This is a genomic window from Luteibacter sp. PvP120, from assembly GCF_054055715.1.
In genome coordinates, this window is record NZ_JBSRXP010000001.1 from 878,810 (window position 1) to 893,869 (window position 15,060).

Below are 15,060 nucleotides of genomic sequence, written 5' to 3' on the forward strand. Positions count from 1 at the left end.
ACCTACGACAGGCGCACCGGCGACCGCAAGTGTGGCGACGCAGCAAATTCAGGCATGACGCAGTTTTCTGTTCGAAAACGTGACGTGACAACGGTTTTGACGGCCTTTCGCCCGCCCCGACGGGGTGTGGGCATTCAGTTTGGACGTCCGGATGCCGGCTCCGAGGGCTGAGATCATTCGCAACGCACAAAAAAAACGGCGGGCTTGCGCCCGCCGTCCGGTTCGTCCTTGAGCAGAACTCCGTTCCGATGCCCGTTAGAAGCTCAGCATGCCCCAGAAGCCCACTTCGTTCGTCTTGTAGTGGTACGGGGTGGCGAAGGGACCGTCCAGCTTGTTGTGCTTGTAGACGAGTGCCAGCTTCAGATTCTTCAGTACGTCGTACGACACGCCTGCGTTGTAGTACTTGTCGTTGAGCTTCTCTTCGACGTTCAGCAGGTTGTTGTACTTGTAGTTGAGCTTGTCGGCGCGCGCGAAGACGGCGAACTGCTCGTAGAAGTGCCAGTCGGCCCAGACCGAGTAACCGTCGGCCTTGTCCTTGGTGGTGTTGGTAGCGGCGCCCACACCCGGACCCGCGCCCTGGTACTTCAGGATGTCGTCCCAGTTCTCGGAGTGGAAGTATTCCACGCCCGCGCCCCAGGTCTTGTCGCGCCAGGCCAGCAGCACGTCGCCACGCGTGGCGGTGCGGGTCGGGGCGCCGTTCTCGACGTCGTTGCCGCGCTTGCCGGTGTAGCCACCGATGGCGATCACCATCTGCTCGATCGGCGAGTAGGCGAAGCGGCCTTCGGTGTCGACGCTCTTGGAGCGGCTCAGGTTGCGGAAGCCGCGACCGTTGACGACCGAGAGCTGGTAGTTGACGGCGTTGTCGCCGGTGGTGGCACCCATGGCATGGATACCCCAGTCGGACGAGTTGCCGAACGAGCCCACGCCGCCAGCCGTCGCGGTGCCGCCACTGCGGCCGCCTTCGAACGAACGGTCGGTGATGGTGTTCTCGACGTAGCGGTAGCCGTACCACTTCTCGACGAACGGGATCCAGGGCATGTCGGCCGCACCGAAACGCACGGTGAAGAGCGGATCGAACTTGCCCTGCACGTAGGCCTTCTTCACGAACAGGCTGGTCTGCGACAGCGTGGACTGGTAGTTGAAGTCGGTGGTCAGGTTGGCCGACCAGACATCGTCGAACTTGTGGTCGACCGTCAGGTAGAAGCGCTTGACGTCGAAGCCGGTACCGTTGGTCGAGCCGTGGCCGTCCTTCTGCAGCGAGCGGGCGTTGCCGATCTTCTCGTCGTGATCCTGATTGGTCGCGTCGAAGAACATCGTGCCGCCGACCTTGGTGTTATCCACCAGCTTGTTCAGCGCGTCGAGCTTCTTGGACAGGTCGTCGGTCGGCTTGGCCGCAGCCACCTGCACGTCGTTGACGACCTTGGCGGTTTCGATCTGGGCGTCCGCCTGGGCTTCCTGCTTGGCCTGCAGGTCGGCGACCTGGGACTGGAGGGCGGCCAGCTGCGCCTGCAGCTGCTGGAGGGTGGCGGCGTCGACCGTGACGCGGGCCGGCTGCTGCGACTTCGGCGTAGCCGCGAGGGCTGCGAAGCTCGTCAGGCCCAGACCGGCGGCGATGGCCACCGTGAGCAACTTGGAACGCATGGGATTTCTCCGCTGTATGAAATTGTGTGTAGACCCCTGTGCCCCCGTTGAGTCTTTTCTGTCCGAAAATCCTCAAGCAGGGCCAACGGCGCGAAGAATGAGCCGTGGGGTTTACCGTTCCATGCCCTTTTTGTGACAGATCGAAGACACGCGCACATCCGCTTAACACGGACGCACCGCGCCCCCGGCTGATATCCTTTAAGGATGGATACGACGAGTAACAGCACCGCTTCGAGCATGTCAGCGCGGTTCCGGGGGTTTTTGCCGGTGATCGTGGATGTGGAAACCGGGGGATTCGACGCGGAGCGCGACGCGCTGCTCGAGATCGCCGTGGTCGTGGTGACGATGGAGCCCTCGGGCCTCCTGGTGCCGCAGCCGGCCGTGGCCGCCAACGTGGAGCCCTTCCCGGGCGCGAACATCGACCCGCGTTCGCTGGAAATCACAGGCATCGACCCGGATCACCCCTTCCGTGGCGCCCTGCCCGAGCGCCTGGCGCTGGACCACGTCTTCCAGGCCGTGCGCGACGCCGTCAAGGCCGCCGATTGCCAGCGCGCCGTGCTGGTGGGCCACAACGCCGCGTTCGATCTGGCCTTCCTCAACGCCGCCGTGCGTCGCACGGGGCACAAGCGCAACCCCTTCCATCCCTTCAGCTGCTTCGACACCGCCACGCTGGGCGGCCTGGCCTACGGGCAGACGGTGCTGAGCAAGGCCGTGCTGGCCGCAGGGCTGTCATTCGATACCCGCGAGGCCCATTCGGCGATCTACGACGCGGAGCGGACGGCGGAGCTTTTCTGCCGGATCGTCAACCGCTGGCGCCACCTGGAGCTGGCCGAACGTGATCAGGCGGCCTCGATCGTGGTTTGAGGCGTTTCGTAAGTTCCTGAATATGACACCAAAAAGGCGAGTGTCATGAGGTTGAAACATTCAGTACGTCTCATTGCAACACGGCAGGGCTGCAATACGGCCCCAGGCGTACAAGCCTGACACTCATCCATCCGAGGACCACCCCGTGTTCACACGTAAACTCCGCATCGCCGCGCTCGTCGCCGCATCCCTGTTCGGTATGTCCGCCCAGGCCACCGATATCACGGGCGCAGGCTCAAGCTTTGTTTACCCCGTGCTGTCGAAGTGGTCCGCCACCTATGCCGAAGCCACCGGCAACAAGCTCAACTATCAGTCGGTCGGTTCGGGTGCGGGTATCGCCCAGATCAAGGAAGGCACCATCGACTTCGGCGCGTCCGACGCCCCGATGAGCGCCGAAGACCTCGCCAAGTTCGGCCTGGGCCAGTTCCCGGTCGTGGTCGGCGGCATCGTGCCGATCGTCAACCTGCAGGGCGTCGCCCCGGGCCAGCTCAAGCTCAACGGCAAGGTACTGGCCGACATCTACCTGGGCAAGGTTGCCAAGTGGAGCGATCCGGCCATCGCCGCGCTCAACCCCGGCGTGAAGGTTCCCGACGTCAAGATCACCGTCGTGCACCGCTCGGACGGCTCCGGTACCTCGTTCAACTTCACCAACTACCTGTCCAAGGTCAGCCCGGAGTGGGCGTCGAAGGTGAAGTTCGGCACCGCCGTGGAATGGCCGGCCGGCGTCGGCGGCAAGGGTAACGAAGGCGTGTCGCAGTACGTGCGCCAGATCCCGGGCTCGATCGGCTACGTCGAATACGCCTACGCCACCAAGAACAAGCTCTCGTACACCCAGATGCAGAACGCCGCCGGTACGTGGGTGCAGCCGAACGCCGAGGCCTTCGGTGCCGCCGCTGCCACCGCCGACTGGAAGTCCGCCAAGGACTTCAACCTGATCATGACCAACGCTCCGGGTGCGCAGGCCTGGCCGATCACCGCCACCACGTGGGCGATCATGTACAAGAAGTCCAAGAACGCCTCGCACAGCAAGGTCGCCTTCGACTTCTTCAAGTGGTCGCTCGAGAAGGGCCAGGCGCAGGCCGCTTCGCTCGACTACGTCGCCCTGCCGGCGCCGCTGGTCCAGCAGATCGAAGCCTACTGGGCGTCGGAGTTCAAGAACTGATTCGACACCGATGGGTCGGCTGACACATCCGCGGCCCACAGTATCGTCCAGGCGGGTCGCCGTTCCGACAGGAGCGGCGACCCACATGTTTGAAAGGCCTTTCGGGAATCCGCACCGACCATGCACGCCACCGTCAGCAACGCCGTAGCCGATCGGGAACGCCAGGCGGAAGCATCCCGCAACGCGCGGGACACGCGTAACGACCGGATATTCGGTGGGGCACTGAAAGCCTGCGCCCTCCTGGTCCTGGTCTGCCTTGTCGGCGCCGCCGCCTCCACGCTGTGGCTGGGCCGCGACGCCTTCGCCACGTTCGGCTGGGGCTTCCTCACCAGCGCCGAATGGGATCCGACCAACAACCGCTATGGCGCCCTGGTTCCCGTCATGGGCACCGTGGTTACGGCGCTCATCGCCCTCGTCTTCGCCGTGCCGGTCAGCTTCGGCATCGCACTCTTCCTCACCGAGATCGCGCCCGGCTGGCTGCGCGGTCCGGTCAGCTCGGCCATCGAACTGCTGGCCGGCATTCCGTCGATCATCTACGGCATGTGGGGTCTTTTCATCTTCGCGCCCTTCGTCGCCGCGCATATCAAGCCGTGGCTGATGAACAACCTCAGCACGGAGCCGCCGGACGGTCAGGTGTCGTGGCTGGTGCAGCACGTGCCCTGGATCGCCAAGTTCTTCTCCAGCGAATACCCGTTCTTCGGCGCCGGCGTGCTCACTGCGGGCTTGGTGCTGGCGGTGATGATCATCCCGTTCATTTCCTCGGTGATGCGCGAGGTGTTCCAGACCGTGCCGACCCGGCTGAAGGAATCGGCGTATGCCCTGGGCTCCAGCACCTGGGAAGTGGTGTGGGACATCGTGGTGCCTTACACCCGCACGGCGGTGATCGGCGGCATCTTCCTCGGCCTGGGCCGCGCGCTGGGCGAGACCATGGCGGTCGCCTTCGTGCTGGGCAACACCTTCCAGTTCACCCCGTCCATCCTCGAGACCGGCAGCTCCATCGCCTCCACCATCGCCAACCAGTTCGGCGAAGCGGAGGGCCTGCAGAAATCGGCGCTCATGGCGCTGGCCTTCCTGCTGTTCGTGGTCACCTTCATCGTGCTGCTGATCGCGCGCCTCATGCTCCGCCGCCTGGCGACCAAGGAGGGCACCTGATGTCCGCCTCGCTGTATACCCGGCGCCGTATCAAGAACATCCTCGCGATGGTCTTCAGCGTGCTGGCCACCGGCATCGGCCTGCTGTTCCTGGCATGGATCCTCTGGGAAACCCTGAGCCAGGGCATCGCCGGCCTCAGGCCCCAGCTGTTCACCAAGATCACCGCGTACCGCGAGGAAGGCGGCTTGGCAAACGCCATGGTCGGCAGCCTCATCCTCAACGTGATCGGCATCCTGATCGCCACGCCCATCGGCGTGGCCGCCGGCACCTGGCTGGCGGAATACTCCCGCCGCTCGCGGCTGGGGCCGACCATCCGCTTCCTCAACGACATCCTGCTCTCGGCACCGTCGATCGTGCTGGGCCTGTTCGTCTATACCGTGATCGTGCTGCCGTCCAAGTGGCTGACCGGCGGCGATGTGACCTTCTCCGGCATCGCAGGCGGCATCGCCCTGGCCCTCATCGCCCTGCCCGTCATCGTCCGCACCACCGACGAAATGCTGCGGCTGGTACCAGGCACGCTGCGCGAGGCGGCGCTGTCGCTGGGCGTGCCGCAGTGGAAGCTGACCCTGCAGATCCTGGTGCGTTCCGCGCGCTCGGGCATCGTCACGGGCGTGCTGCTGGCCCTGGCTCGCATCAGCGGCGAGACGGCGCCCCTGCTGTTCACGGCGTTCGGCAACAACTTCATGACCTTCAACCCGATCGACAAGATGCCCAGCCTGCCGCAGGTCATCTACGAATACACGAAGGACCCCAGCCCGGACATCAACACCCTGGCCTGGGCCGGCGCCTTCGTGCTCACCATGTTCGTGCTGGCGCTCAGCCTTACCGCCCGCTTCGTCTTCTCGCGTTCCAAGGTGTCCAATGACTAATCTCAACGAAGTCGCGTCCAAGCCCGGATTCGGCACCTCGCCGCACGCCGCCGTCGACCTCGGCCAGGCGGCGCCGAAGATGACCGTACGCGACCTCAACTTCCACTACGGCGAGTTCCACGCGCTGAAGAACATCGCGATGGACGTGCCGGAGAAGAAGGTCACCGCCATCATCGGGCCGTCCGGTTGCGGCAAGTCCACCCTGCTGCGCATCTTCAACCGCATCTACGCGATCTATCCCAGCCTGCGCGCCAGCGGCGAGATCGTGCTGGACGGGGAGAACATCCTCGACCCGAAGTACTCGCTCAACCGCCTGCGCAGCAAGGTCGGCATGGTGTTCCAGAAACCGGTGCCGTTCCCGATGACCATCTTCGAGAACGTGGCGTACGGCATCCGCCACCACGAGAAGCTCAACCGCAGCGACATGGAAGGCCGCGTGGAGCAGGCCCTTCGCGGCGCCGCGCTGTGGGACGAGGTGAAGGACAAGCTCAAGCAGAGCGCGCTCGGCCTCTCCGGCGGTCAGCAGCAGCGCCTGTGCATCGCGCGCGGCATCGCGCTGAAGCCGGAAGTGCTGCTGCTGGACGAACCCACCTCCGCCCTGGACCCGATCGCCACCAGCCGTATCGAGCAACTGGTGGAGGAACTGAAAAGCCAGTTCACCATCGTGATCGTGACGCACAACATGCAGCAGGCGGCGCGCTGCTCGGACATGACCGCGTTCATGTACATGGGCGAACTGATCGAGTTCGACCGGACCGAGAAGATCTTCACCAAGCCGGATAAGAAGCAGACCGAAGACTACATCACCGGCCGGTTCGGCTGAGCGCTCCCCACTTCGAGGCACCCGCGATGAACAACCCGCACGAACACATCATCAAGAGCTACGACGGCGAACTGAAGCGTCTCACCGGCGAGATCGTCCGCATGGGCGAACTGGCCGTGGCGCAGCTGGAAGCCGCCATCGACGTGGTGGAACGTCGCGACGAGCGCGCGGCGCAGCGGGTGGTCGACAACGACGACGCGCTGGATGCCCTGGAACAGGAAGTCAGCCAGGACGTGGTCCGCCTGCTGGCCCTGCGCGCCCCCATCGCCGGCGACCTGCGCAACGTGTTCGCGGCGCTGCGCATCGCCGCCGACATCGAGCGCATCGGCGACTACGCCGCCAATGTCGCCAAGCGTTCCATCCCGCTCAGCCGCGTGGCGCCGATCAGCGCCGCCGGCGGCCTGAAGAACCTCGCCGAACTGGCCGCCGAGCAGCTGCGCAACGTGCTCAAGGCCTACGACGCGCAGGACGCCGAAGCCGCCTATGAAGTGTGGAAGTCGGATGCCGACCTCGACGAGGCGTACACCGTGGTGTTCCGCGCACTGCTGACCTACATGATGGAAGACCCGCGCAACATCACGCCGTGCACCCACCTGCTGTTCATGGCGAAGAACATCGAACGTATCGGCGACCACGCCACCAATATCGCCGAGAACGTCTGGTTCGTCGTGCATGGCGAACCGCTGGTCGCGCCGCGGATCAAGCGCGATACGACCGCCAATCCGGATATGTAACATCGATCGGCGAACGTCGATCGGGCGCGCGTAGCGACCGTTTCGCACGTGATCGCAAATCGCGCACATCGTGCGCTCCTACGCCGAGGGTAGGAGCGCACGATGTGCGCGATCCACGTTTACGCCGAGCGTAGGAGCGCACGATGTGCGCGATAGACGTTTACACGGACGACGACCTACACCGACGCCGACGCCGACGTCAGCTTCAACCCCAGAATCCCCAGCACGATCAGCCCGACGCACACCAGCCGCAACGGCTGCGCCGACTCACCGAACAACACGATACCGAAAATCACCGCGCCGACGGCGCCGATGCCCGTCCACACCGCATACGCCGTGCCCAGGGGCAGCTGTTTCGTCGCGAAGGCCAGCAGCACGATGCTCACCAGCATCGCGCCCGCGGTGAGGACGCTGGGCAACAGACGGGTGAAGCCCTCGGTGTATTTAAGGCCGACGGCCCAGGCGATTTCGAAAAAGCCGGCCACGACAAGAATCAACCAATACATGGGAGTGTGCTCCGCAAGAGCGGGGTCGTCCCCGCGGAGATGGTGCGCGTTCCGGGGTCGTCCCCGGAAGCGGGCCGGCGTTGCGCCGACCCGTTGCCATTATACGGAGCGTGTGTAACCCCGCGCTGACCCGCTCGTCAGACGGAGGGGCCGACGGTCGGACCGGTGGAACCGGTCGTGGGATCGGCCGCGGCCTTGCGTACCTTCGCGCCACGGACGATGCCGTAGACGCTGATCAGGAACCAGGCCAGCTCCTGCACGAACGCCGACAGGTTGAACATGCCGAACACCAGCGACAGCAGGATGCCGAACGCACCCAGCAGGTTCATCACCTGATAGGCGTAACCCTGGCCGGACACCTTGTGCGCCTGGAGCAGGAGGAAGGCGATCAACACCAGTGCCACGCCGACCAGACCCGCCCAGTCGTGCCAGAACATCGCATTCATTTCTTCGCACCTCGCTGACGCAACGCCTCGAACAGGACGACACCCGTGGCGACGGAGACGTTGAGGCTCTCCATCCCGCCGGGCATCGGTATCTTCGCCACGAAATCGCAGGTATCGCGGGTGAGCCGACGCATGCCGTCACCCTCGCTACCCATCACCAGCGCCACCGGCCCCTTCAGGTCGATCGCGTAGATGGACTGGTCGGTGTCGCCGTCCAGCCCGGTGATCCACACGCCGGCGTCCTTCAGCAGGCGCAGGGCGCGGGCCAGGTTGGTCACCGCGATCAGCGGCACCAGGTCGGCACCGCCGGCGGACGCGCGGCGCACGGTGGGCGTGATGCCTACCGCGCGATCCTTCGGTACCACCACCGCCGTCACCTTGGCCGCCGCCGCACTGCGCAGGCACGCACCCAGGTTGTGCGGGTCGGTGACGCCGTCCAGTACGAGCACCAACGCATCCGCCCCCGCCGCCTCGAGCAACGCCGGCAGGGCGCTCTCGTCGCGCAAGGGCGGAGTTTCATAACGCGCGATGACGCCCTGATGGCGTGCTTCGCCACCGAGCTTCTCCAGCTGTTCCTTGGCCACCGGCTTGACGATCAGGCCGAGCTTGCGCGCCTGGCCCGCAATCTCCGCAATGCGAGCGTTCTTCGAACCCTGCTCGATCAGTACTTCACGGATACGATCCGGGTCGTTGACGAGTGCGCCCTCGACCGGATTGATGCCTACGATCCACGACTCGCTCATGCTTGCGGCTTGCTCCTGGGTTTACGCGGACCACGACGCGTCGTGGACTTCTTCGCCGTGGCCTGCTCCGTCGACGGTGTATCCGTCGTCGTTGCGTCCGACGGTGCCGCGGCCTGCTTCCTGGGGGCCTTCTTCACGGCCGGGGCCGACGAACGACCCTCGCCCGACGAACCCGCGCCAGCCGGCGCGCCGCCGCGCTTCGATGTCGCCCTGCCCCGTGCCGGAGCCTCCGACGATGGCGACGGCGGCGTGTCACGCGTGTCGTCGCGACGCGGCCCACGACGGTTGCCCGAGCGGTTATCGTCCTGGCGCGATTCACCACCGCCCGCCTGACGCGGGCCGCGCTGGCGGGAGCCCCGCTGCGAAGAACGCTCCGAGCGATCGGCCGTGGTTTCCGCCGCCGGCGAACGCTCCGGACGGGCCTTCGGCGCGATCGGTTCCTCGACGGCCACCGGTGCCGGAGTCTTCTTGCCGAAGATGCGGCCGACGGCTTTCTTCGCCGCACGGCCCATCGCCCTGCCCGCTTCCATCATGCCCGAGCGCGGCGCGGCGACCGGTGCGGCCACCTTCGGCGCGGGTTTGGGCAGCGCGGCCAGCCGCGCGATAAGGCGGAAGTCGATCTTGCGATCTTCCAGGCTGGCACGCAGCACCTGCACGCTCACGTAGTCGCCCAGGCGATACGCCGCGCCGGTGCGCTCGCCCTGCAGGAGGTGACGGACTGGATCGAACTTGTAGTAATCGTTGGGCAGCTGCGAGACATGCACCAGACCCGACACGCGAGAGGCGGCCAGCTCGACGAACAGCCCGAACGAGGTGACGCCGGTGATGGTGCCGGCGAATTCCTCGCCGACGTGTTTCTCCATCCAGGCGCACTTGAAGCGCTCGTCCACGTCGCGCTCGGCTTCCTCGGCACGCCGCTCGCGCTGCGAGCAGTGGATGGCCATGGCGGACATCTGCGTGTCGCTGTAGACGTACTCGGACGGCTTGCCCCGCGTGATCGCATAGCGGATCGCACGATGGACGAGCAAATCCGGGTAACGGCGGATCGGCGAGGTGAAGTGCGCGTACGCATCCAGCGCCAGGCCGAAGTGACCCTGGTTTTCCGGGTGGTAGATGGCCATGCTCTGCGCGCGCAGCAGCACCGACTGGATCAGCTCCGCCTCGGGGCGGTCCTGCACCTTTTTCAGCAGGGCCGAGAAATCCGCAGGCGTGACTTCGTCGGCCGGCGGCATCTTCAGCTTGAACTCCTTGAGGAACTGCAGGAGGTCTTCGTATTTCTCGGCCGGGGGCGTGGCATGCACTCGGTACAGCGCAGGCACCTTGCGCTTGGTGAGGAAACGCGCCGCCTGCACGTTCGCGGCGATCATGCATTCCTCGATCATCTTGTGCGCGTCGTTGCGATCCGAAGCGCCCATCGACTGCACATCGCCCGCTGGCCCCAGGCGGAACTTGACTTCCGGGGTCTCGAAATCGATGGCGCCGCGGCGCTTGCGTGCCTTGGCCATCACCTTGTACAGCTTGTGCAGGGTTTCCACCTGCGGCAGCACGTCGGCGATCTCGTCGCGCACGTCGGCATTGCGCTCGCCCACGGCCTGCCAGACCTTGTTATAGGTGAGGCGCGCATGCGAGAACATCACCGCGTCGTAGAACTTGGAGCGGGTGACCTCGCCTTCCTCGTCGATCTCCATGTCGCAGACCATGCACAGGCGCTCGACCTTCGGCATCAGCGAGCAGATGCCGTTGGACAAGGTCTCCGGCAGCATTGGCACGACGAACCCGGGGAAATAGGTGGACGTGCTGCGGTTGTAGCCTTCGACGTCCAGCGGGGTACCCACCGGCACGTAGTGCGAAACGTCCGCGATGGCCACGATCAGGCGGAAACCGCCGTCCTTCAGGGACTCGGCATACACCGCGTCGTCGAAGTCGCGTGCGTCTTCGCCGTCGATGGTGACCAGGGGCAGCTTGCGGATGTCCGTGCGACCCTTGCGTTCTTCCGAGGTGACCTTGGGCTCGATTTCCTCGGCCTGGCGGATGACCTGCGGCGGAAACTCGTGCGGCAGGTCGTGGCTGGCGATGGCCATCTCGACCACCAGCGACGGTTGCAGGCGCTCGCCGAGCACGGCGCGCACGGTGCCCATGGGGCCGCGCTGCTGGGTCGGCGGATCGGTGATCTCCACCACGACGATCTCGCCCGAGCGGGCACCGGCGTCGCGGCCGGCGGGAATCATGATGTTCTGGTGCAGGCGGCGATCGTCCGGCTCGACCAGGGTCACGCCGTTCTCGATCACCACGCGCCCGACCATCCGCGGCGAGCGGCGCTCCAGCACTTCCACGATGGCGCCCTGGCGGCGGCCGCGACGGTCGATGCCGACCACGCTGGCGAGCACGCGATCGCCGTGGAGCACGCTGCGCATCTGCTGCGGCGAGAGGTAGAGGTCGTCGCCGCCCTCGTCCGGACGCAGGAAGCCGTAGCCCTCGGCATTGGCGATGACGCGACCGGGGATCAGGCTGAGTTTCTGCGCCGGCGCGTAGTCGCCACGGCGGTTACGCAGCAGCTGGCCGTCGCGGACCATGGCGCCCAGGCGCTTGTTGAGGGCGACGATCTCGTATTCATCGAACAGGCGCAGCGCCCGGGCGATGTCGTATTCGGCCAGCAGCTCGCCGCGCTCCTCCAGCAGGGCCAGGATGGCCTCACGGCTGGGGATGGGCTTCTCGTAGCGCTGGGCTTCGCGCTCGGCATGGGGATCGACCACGGCATGCGCGGGGGTGTTGCCTTCCGGCGCCTTGCCGGCGCGGCTGGCCTTGGGTTTACGGGGACCGCGTTCGGTATCCGAACCTTTCGTTTTCTTTGTCACGTAAGAACCTTTGAAGGGGGATGGGAAATAGTTTCACATCCGGGGTGCAAAATAGTTGACAAGCATACTCGACCTACCTAATCTACGCGGCTCACGGGGCAGCGATGCTTCGGGACACCTGCCCAGGTGGCGGAATTGGTAGACGCACTAGTTTCAGGTACTAGCGGGTAAAACCGTGGAGGTTCGAGTCCTCTCTTGGGCACCAATTATAGACGAAGCCTCGCAGCGATGCGGGGCTTTGTTGTTTCCGGGGTTCAGGAAAGCCTCGCGATAGAATCGTCGGAACCTGCGAAGGAAGCCTCCTCCATGTTCACACGCCTCACATCGATGCTCTCGTCCCCCACGGGCGGCGACCCGGACGCAAGCGAACTCCGCTTGAACGTCTATGCCACCGTCAGCCCCCTGCCCGCGCTCGATTTTCCCCACAGCGTGCTCGGCGCGCGCGGCCTGGACGATCCCGACCTGCACGAGCACCTCGACGGATTCATCGGCTACGTGCTCAGCCGCGGCGATGGTGAGATGACGCGCGTGCTCTATCACCTGATGCGGCACCTGCAGAGGGTGCAGCATCACGTCAGCCTGAGCGTCGCGCCATCCGCCCTCCCCACGTTCTCGCGATGGACCGAACGGGCAAACGCGGTGGTCTTTCACGACGACGGAAGCGTCCGCGACACGGCTGGCCGCGTGCTGATCGACAGTGAGGGCGGCGGCGATCCTGCCGCGGACGTCCCCTATCCCGCCGATGCCGTGGCGAGGAAAGCCGTCATCGAGACCGAACTCTCGGAGAAAGGCATACACACCTCGACCAGCCTGCCACCGGTGGTCGGTGAGGAAGAAGCCCAATGGCGTACACCGGCGGACGTCGTCGGACGCGTGATGGCCTTGCTTATCGTAAGCGCCTATGCGGAAGGCATCCGCGACGGCGAACGGCTCGATGTTGAACAGATGCGCGAGCGCCTCCCAGGAGCCTTCCCGTATCTGTCGCCGGACGAACAAGCGTTCCTCCAGGCCGATAACCCGGATGAGCATCTCGTCACCCAGATGGGTTGGCGCTACGAGAGCATGGCGACCCTGGCCTGGGCGGCAGGACTTTGGCCGGACCACCCTGCGCCGGATACCATTTGCGATGTCGCCGGCCTCACGGCCAGCCTGCTCGATGACGCGGAGCATGGCATGCCGACTACGCCTGGCCTGCGTCTCATCGACGATATCCTCGACGCGCTCGATATGACCTTCCGTACGCACTGGGTCATACGCGAGGCTGAGCTCGGCCGCCGCAGCTTCCCTCCCCATGTCATCCCGGGCGTGATCCAGGAACGTCATCACGCGCTGAACTGGCTTGTGCGCTTCGAGCAGGCGGAATGGGATGATGTGACTACACCGACCTGAGCCGCTACCTCAGCATGGTCGGAGGGGGCTGCTGCGGATCCTGGGAGGGTTGCGAAACAGCCTGCTGCTGGATCTGCTGCATGCGAGCCTGTTCGCTGGCTTGAATATGAGTTGCTGCTTCGGCGCTGGATTGCGCCAGGGGGGTCTGGACCGCCTGCACGACGTCGACATCGACGTGCTGCTTGAATGGTGATTTCATGTCTCCCTGGACCGCGTAAGCCCGGCTTGCGTCATCCGATAGCACGACGTGGTCGATGCGACTGAAGCCGGCGGCCGCGGCGGCTGAAACGAGGCTTCCCGAAAGCATCTGGCTATGAGGCCCCGTTTCGCGCTGGTGATCCTTATCGAGCTGCGCGACACAGCGGAATGCCTGGTCGTACATGCCCTTGGCGGGGTGGTCGACATCCATCATGCTGGGCAATCTCCGCGCTTTTAAGGCTTCCGCCAAAGCAGCCTGCGTGGCCTTCCCCGCCACACCATCCTGGTGAAGCCCTTGATCATGCTGAAACGCCCTCACCGCGTGGTCCGTACTCGTACCGAAATCCTTGTCTGGCCTTAGTGCACGACCGTTTGCGTCGCTGTACCCGAGGGACGCCAGGGATGCCTGCAGGGCACCTACGTCGTCACCTTTCTCACCTTTGCGCAACGGACGATCATGGTCCGCCCCATGGGATTGCGGTGCCCTTCCTTCGGCAAGGTCGATCCCCGCTCTCAAACTAGGCCCCTTGCCTATCTTGACGAGCTTCTCTGCGTAGTTAGAGTCGGTAGCGTAGCCGGCCTTCGCTATGGCCTCTGCTTCCTTTTCTAGATGACCTTTTACCTCGGGCTTATACAGGCCTGCTTTTTCGTACCTATGATTATCTGCAAGAAACTTGGCGCGATCAGCCATAGACTCGGCATACGAGTCGTAGACGCGAAACTTTTCCTTGGACATGTACACCGCACCTGTCTTCTTATCTTCCTCAGGTACGGTGAATTCTGCTGACTTGCCTTTCCAGCCCGCATCCGCCTTGATGTTGTAGAGGTTATTCGTACCAGGCAGGACTTTCTGGCCCCATCCCGTTTCAAGGGCGGTCTGGGCAAGAACAATCTCTACTGACGACCCAGTGTCTTCTGCGATCTTCTTCGCGCCGGGATAGATATCTGCAATGAACTGCTCTTGAGGGGTCGCCATGTCGCTCTCCTTGTCGATCAGGGGGTCGGGCTTGCGGTAAACGACTTACGCGCGTCCGGGTCTTGAAGGTTGAAATACTTCCCCGTTACGACAATCTTTCCGTTATCCATACGAAAATTTCCAGCTCCCGCTTCGACCCATGTAGACGGCGCACGGCCAGCCTGCGCTGCGATGACTTTTCCGGTCGATTCGATGCGTCCGGTAGCTTTATCCATCGTGACGACATCAACGAAGGTCTGCGACAGAGCTTGGGCTTGCGATGTGTCTGATTGGACCAGCGCATAGATCTTCCCGGCATCCGACAAGCAATGCGTGGCACGATTCTGGTAGCGATTGGGCGGCAACGGTATGCGGAAAGCCCACTGAATATGGTGCGTTTTCTTTTCTTCCAAATATACGTAAGCCCTTCCATTCATGGCGTCTTGGTCGGTGATGTCTCCAACGACGCACTGCAGCCCCTCGCCAGCCTCAACTTTGGCGTAGCTCTCAAACCCCGTGGGGATCTTGGCAGCACTGCTGACGAATGGCATTCCCGAGAGGAGAAACAGGACTGCGAGGGGCAATATTTTGCGGTGAACGCCACGCCCAACGTTTTTCGGTGAAGTGCGTTTTTCGTTCATGATCGGCTCCTTGCAGTAGTTGATACAACCGCTTTCTTCACGTGCTTCGATTGATCGTTTTAGCGCTAGATAGTGAATTTGT

Annotated in this window: 14 protein-coding genes and 1 tRNA gene; 8 read left to right on the forward strand and 7 right to left on the reverse strand. The window is 64.2% G+C overall.

All coding sequences use genetic code 11. The features are described from left to right. Positions 1–255: 255 nt before the first annotated feature. Positions 256–1,641 carry a carbohydrate porin gene (locus tag ACVKN3_RS03495; protein WP_285401344.1) on the reverse strand — a complete coding sequence of 462 codons (1,386 nt, stop codon included), beginning with the start codon at positions 1,639–1,641 and terminating at the stop codon, positions 256–258. Positions 1,642–1,845: 204 nt separating this feature from the next. On the opposite strand from ACVKN3_RS03495, the gene rnt reads away from it, so the two are divergent. From rnt to phoU, 6 genes are all read left to right on the forward strand, one after another. After that, positions 1,846–2,505 (forward strand): ribonuclease T, encoded by a 660-nt coding sequence (gene rnt, locus ACVKN3_RS03500; protein WP_285401345.1) that lies wholly within the window; start codon positions 1,846–1,848, stop codon positions 2,503–2,505. 145 nt (positions 2,506–2,650) lie between these two features. Next, entirely contained in the window at positions 2,651–3,667 is a 1,017-nt protein-coding gene (gene pstS, locus ACVKN3_RS03505; protein ID WP_285401346.1) for a phosphate ABC transporter substrate-binding protein PstS, read from the forward strand. A gap of 120 nt (positions 3,668–3,787) precedes the next feature. Continuing rightward, entirely contained in the window at positions 3,788–4,819 is a 1,032-nt protein-coding gene (gene pstC / locus ACVKN3_RS03510; protein ID WP_354515865.1) for a phosphate ABC transporter permease subunit PstC, read from the forward strand. After that, on the forward strand, positions 4,819–5,688 hold the full coding sequence (gene pstA / locus ACVKN3_RS03515) for a phosphate ABC transporter permease PstA (RefSeq protein ID WP_036140717.1): 870 nt from the start codon (positions 4,819–4,821) through the stop codon (positions 5,686–5,688). Before pstC ends, pstA begins: the two co-directional genes overlap by 1 nt. A 79-nt stretch (positions 5,689–5,767) precedes the next feature. Continuing rightward, positions 5,768–6,511, forward strand: a complete 744-nt coding sequence (gene pstB / locus ACVKN3_RS03520) for a phosphate ABC transporter ATP-binding protein PstB (RefSeq protein WP_240003967.1) — start codon at positions 5,768–5,770, stop codon at positions 6,509–6,511. A gap of 26 nt (positions 6,512–6,537) precedes the next feature. Then, positions 6,538–7,245: a phosphate signaling complex protein PhoU gene (phoU, locus tag ACVKN3_RS03525; RefSeq protein WP_036140715.1), complete on the forward strand. Its 708-nt coding sequence runs from the start codon at positions 6,538–6,540 to the stop codon at positions 7,243–7,245. Between the two features lie 176 nt (positions 7,246–7,421). Here the strand turns inward: phoU and sugE are convergent, their stop codons facing one another. The 4 genes from sugE to rnr all read right to left on the reverse strand — a co-directional run bounded on the left by sugE (position 7,422) and on the right by rnr (position 11,693). Beyond that, complete coding sequence (gene sugE, locus ACVKN3_RS03530) at positions 7,422–7,751, reverse strand: quaternary ammonium compound efflux SMR transporter SugE (protein WP_354515863.1); 330 nt, start codon at positions 7,749–7,751, stop codon at positions 7,422–7,424. A gap of 137 nt (positions 7,752–7,888) precedes the next feature. Then, a complete protein-coding gene (locus ACVKN3_RS03535) occupies positions 7,889–8,197 on the reverse strand; it encodes a CBU_0592 family membrane protein (protein ID WP_285407072.1) in 309 nt (102 codons plus the stop codon). After that, on the reverse strand, positions 8,194–8,940 hold the full coding sequence (gene rlmB / locus ACVKN3_RS03540; protein ID WP_354515860.1) for a 23S rRNA (guanosine(2251)-2'-O)-methyltransferase RlmB: 747 nt from the start codon (positions 8,938–8,940) through the stop codon (positions 8,194–8,196). Before rlmB ends, ACVKN3_RS03535 begins: the two co-directional genes overlap by 4 nt. After that, positions 8,937–11,693 carry a ribonuclease R gene (gene rnr, locus ACVKN3_RS03545; protein ID WP_285407075.1) on the reverse strand — a complete coding sequence of 919 codons (2,757 nt, stop codon included), beginning with the start codon at positions 11,691–11,693 and terminating at the stop codon, positions 8,937–8,939. The genes rlmB and rnr overlap by 4 nt, the downstream gene beginning before the upstream one ends. A gap of 222 nt (positions 11,694–11,915) precedes the next feature. Here rnr and ACVKN3_RS03550 point away from each other — a divergent pair. Both ACVKN3_RS03550 and ACVKN3_RS03555 read left to right on the forward strand, forming a co-directional pair. After that, positions 11,916–12,000, forward strand: a tRNA-Leu gene (locus ACVKN3_RS03550). Between the two features lie 101 nt (positions 12,001–12,101). After that, positions 12,102–13,184 (forward strand): DUF4272 domain-containing protein, encoded by a 1,083-nt coding sequence (locus ACVKN3_RS03555; RefSeq protein ID WP_354515858.1) that lies wholly within the window; start codon positions 12,102–12,104, stop codon positions 13,182–13,184. Positions 13,185–13,188: 4 nt separating this feature from the next. Here ACVKN3_RS03555 and ACVKN3_RS03560 read toward each other — a convergent pair whose 3' ends face one another. After that, positions 13,189–14,358 (reverse strand): XVIPCD domain-containing protein, encoded by a 1,170-nt coding sequence (locus ACVKN3_RS03560; protein WP_354515856.1) that lies wholly within the window; start codon positions 14,356–14,358, stop codon positions 13,189–13,191. 17 nt (positions 14,359–14,375) lie between these two features. Beyond that, entirely contained in the window at positions 14,376–14,978 is a 603-nt protein-coding gene (locus ACVKN3_RS03565) for a Clp protease/crotonase-like domain-containing protein (protein WP_354515854.1), read from the reverse strand. Positions 14,979–15,060 lie beyond the last annotated feature (82 nt).

Coding starts and splice junctions, on each gene's coding strand:
- ACVKN3_RS03495 (WP_285401344.1), bottom strand. CDS start 1,641: ATGCGTTCCAAGTTGCTCACGGTGGCCATCGCCGCCGGTCTGGGCCTG.
- rnt (WP_285401345.1), top strand. CDS start 1,846: ATGGATACGACGAGTAACAGCACCGCTTCGAGCATGTCAGCGCGGTTC.
- pstC (WP_354515865.1), top strand. CDS start 3,788: ATGCACGCCACCGTCAGCAACGCCGTAGCCGATCGGGAACGCCAGGCG.
- pstA (WP_036140717.1), top strand. CDS start 4,819: ATGTCCGCCTCGCTGTATACCCGGCGCCGTATCAAGAACATCCTCGCG.
- pstB (WP_240003967.1), top strand. CDS start 5,768: ATGACCGTACGCGACCTCAACTTCCACTACGGCGAGTTCCACGCGCTG.
- phoU (WP_036140715.1), top strand. CDS start 6,538: ATGAACAACCCGCACGAACACATCATCAAGAGCTACGACGGCGAACTG.
- sugE (WP_354515863.1), bottom strand. CDS start 7,751: ATGTATTGGTTGATTCTTGTCGTGGCCGGCTTTTTCGAAATCGCCTGG.
- ACVKN3_RS03535 (WP_285407072.1), bottom strand. CDS start 8,197: ATGAATGCGATGTTCTGGCACGACTGGGCGGGTCTGGTCGGCGTGGCA.
- rlmB (WP_354515860.1), bottom strand. CDS start 8,940: ATGAGCGAGTCGTGGATCGTAGGCATCAATCCGGTCGAGGGCGCACTC.
- ACVKN3_RS03555 (WP_354515858.1), top strand. CDS start 12,102: ATGTTCACACGCCTCACATCGATGCTCTCGTCCCCCACGGGCGGCGAC.
- ACVKN3_RS03560 (WP_354515856.1), bottom strand. CDS start 14,358: ATGGCGACCCCTCAAGAGCAGTTCATTGCAGATATCTATCCCGGCGCG.
- ACVKN3_RS03565 (WP_354515854.1), bottom strand. CDS start 14,978: ATGAACGAAAAACGCACTTCACCGAAAAACGTTGGGCGTGGCGTTCAC.